At 44.8% G+C, this 2,486-nt stretch carries 3 protein-coding genes; all 3 read right to left on the bottom strand.

The features are described 5' to 3' along the window. Nucleotides 1-554: DUF3131 domain-containing protein (locus Q0R35_RS00345; RefSeq protein ID WP_295613247.1), on the bottom strand; the 554-nt coding region annotated here is incomplete at its 3' end. Between the two features lie 77 nt (nucleotides 555-631). Beyond that, nucleotides 632-1,228, bottom strand: a complete 597-nt coding sequence (opgC, locus tag Q0R35_RS00340; protein WP_295613244.1) for an OpgC domain-containing protein — start codon at nucleotides 1,226-1,228, stop codon at nucleotides 632-634. A 698-nt stretch (nucleotides 1,229-1,926) separates the two neighbouring features. Then, nucleotides 1,927-2,115: a hypothetical protein gene (locus tag Q0R35_RS00335; protein ID WP_295613241.1), complete on the bottom strand. Its 189-nt coding sequence runs from the start codon at nucleotides 2,113-2,115 to the stop codon at nucleotides 1,927-1,929. Nucleotides 2,116-2,486: the final 371 nt, after the last annotated feature.

Genomic DNA, 2,486 nt, shown 5'->3' with positions numbered 1-2,486 from the left:
ACGGCTTGACAGGCGGTTTTATGCTGGGGATAGCGATGAGCGATAATATCCAGCCACAGAGCCAATCTGCCTAGATCGATCGCTGAAAAGCCAATTTCCTCGGTTTTATCTAACTTGCCGTAGCTGACTGGTTGCAGTGTGGCGGCATTATAGGCTTTATTCGGTAACTCGCCTTTGTATAACGGCATTTTAGCCAGAGAACCCAGAGCTTGAGCCATCCAGCGATCGAATTCAGCCGCCGAGAGCAAATCCAGTTCCCGCGCTGCCGTCATTCCGGCAAACTGACTGGCAACATCCCACATCGTTGTGGCGGGAAATTTAGCCGCCGAAGAGACAAGTCCCGTGGGCAACCGATTAGTTTCAAAATATTTCCAAGCATTCCGCGCCAGTTGACGATCCTCAGCGGTGAGGGGAAGATTGCGATGTACGGGTACTGGCAATACACTAGTTTCCTGCCAAGTTAGCAGTTGGGTTACGCCGAAACCAGTTAAACCGATCGCGACACACATAGCAGCTTGCCAGCGCAGGTTAAACGATCTAGGTGTTGTTTGCATTGTTAGGGTTTATGTATTAAATCTACAAAATATTTTTTTACCTCCATGTCAAGCAGTTGCCTTAACGCGGGATAACTTTAAATAAAACTTCTTTTTTCACCATCAACCAACATAAACCGATCGACAGCCATAAACATTAGCGAAAATAGCCCTAGCAGCGTTACTAATCGAATTGGGCCATTGATACTCCGATCGGTCAACAGCAGCCATAATGCCCGATCTTGCACCTTCTGAGGCCACGTTCCGAGTTGGAGATCGAAATGAGCGGTAACTAGAGCGGCAATAACGATCGCGAGCATCCCCAATAGCACTGGTATTTTGGGCAAGCGTTTCCAAGTTTTAGCTAATTTATCCTTGTGATAACCAGCGGCGACACCATGCACGTACAGAATCTGCCAAGTACTAAACACAAAATACGGATGAGCGCGATCGAGTGGTTGCAAACTAAACGAATAGGGATGCACTTGTTGAATCCACCATAACGTCCAAGAAGCAGTTAATAGTGGTAACAAAAGTCTTCGTCGTAACAACCAAAATATAGCGGGAGAAGCCAATAAACACAACACATATAGTTGTAGAATATCCACGATTGGTGGAGCCAGATGGAGCGTTCCAGCCGCGAGCAAAATTTGCCACCATTCCCCAGGCGCGCGATCGAAACTCGGTCGAGTCATCCCTGGTGCCACAATACCTAATCTTGAGCGAGTTAATTTTAGTTTCCCAGTTAATCCCCAGCAGAATATTATTGACTGTTTTAGTTCCGATCTGTTCGTAGGTATCATAACCAGTTGTGAATAAGATTCGATCTCCATTATTGAGCCGCAATATTGCTGTTGATTCGATAATTTGATTGACTTGCCCAGAGTTATTGCGATTATTCTGAATATTAGATTGCAGTCCCTCTAAGATCGCGAAAGGTACTCCAGCAGTAGCAGGTTTTACTACGCCTTCTACTAAGCCGGAATTAGCCCCAGGGGAAGGTGCTACTCGATCTGGCGGTGCTGCTGGCAGTGATGGTAACGGGATATATTCTCTTGGTGGTGGTACTTTCAGATCGGGATTAAAGTTATCCGCACCAGCCATCAGTTGTGGTGCCCACCTCTTGGGTTGTGGGGACGATCTCCGAGCTGGCGAAATTCTGCCATCACCAACGATCTGAGCTACTGTGGTGGCTGATGATGTAGTAGGTTGGAGGAGATGTGCAAAAATACTCCCCGCAGCTAATACTTGTTGTCAAAGTGAAAATCGGCGGAGAACTGTTGTAAATTTCATCTTTTGCATCTGAATTATAGATTCAATCCCAACTGACTGAGATTTAAACTTCAGTTGGAAGTTGCAACTGACTATATTTAAGATGCCCTCAAAATAGCCTCTAATTGGCACGGTCGGCATCAAAAGATCGGAGCCGACTTAACTTTGACTCTTTCTCTTCTATCGCCTCAGCCACAAGCCGCACCACAAAATTACTCACAGATCGATCCTCCTCCTCAGCCCACTTCACTAGGGCTGCATAGAGGTAATCGACTGAAAAATTTGCCCGCTCGTCCCAGCAAACAACCATTGTACGTTCGCACATTAGATGTCGTACTTTTTAGCGTGTTTTCGCTAGGCTTAAATAACCTCAAATGCTTGCCTATCAATGAATTTAGGTGTTTTTTACTCCAAAAGCGACATTTCGACCGATTCGCACATTGTACGTCGCAAAGTCAACTTTCGCTAATTAAGGGTCGTTTAATCATAAAAGCTTGTTTCGCAAATTAGATGTCGTTTTTTCACAAAAAATCCGCATGTCTCGATCGCGCTTAAATTTTACACTACATTTTCTATTCATTCTGGAAATAAAGTGATATATTTTTACTATTCACTTTGCATTAGTGACAATTCCCTATGGATGAAAGCCAAATTGCATTAGAAGCTGATTTGCAGGAATTC

This window comes from Chamaesiphon sp. GL140_3_metabinner_50, from assembly GCF_025361915.1.
Taxonomy (GTDB): domain Bacteria; phylum Cyanobacteriota; class Cyanobacteriia; order Cyanobacteriales; family Chamaesiphonaceae; genus Chamaesiphon.
Note: the sequence above shows the minus strand (reverse complement) of the source record. Positions and strands in the feature narration are given on the sequence as shown.

Bases quoted from the DNA above. Each gene is read 5' to 3' on its own strand.
- opgC (WP_295613244.1), bottom strand. From the start codon at position 1,228: ATGACTCGACCGAGTTTCGATCGCGCGCCTGGGGAATGGTGGCAAATT.
- Q0R35_RS00335 (WP_295613241.1), bottom strand. From the start codon at position 2,115: ATGGTTGTTTGCTGGGACGAGCGGGCAAATTTTTCAGTCGATTACCTC.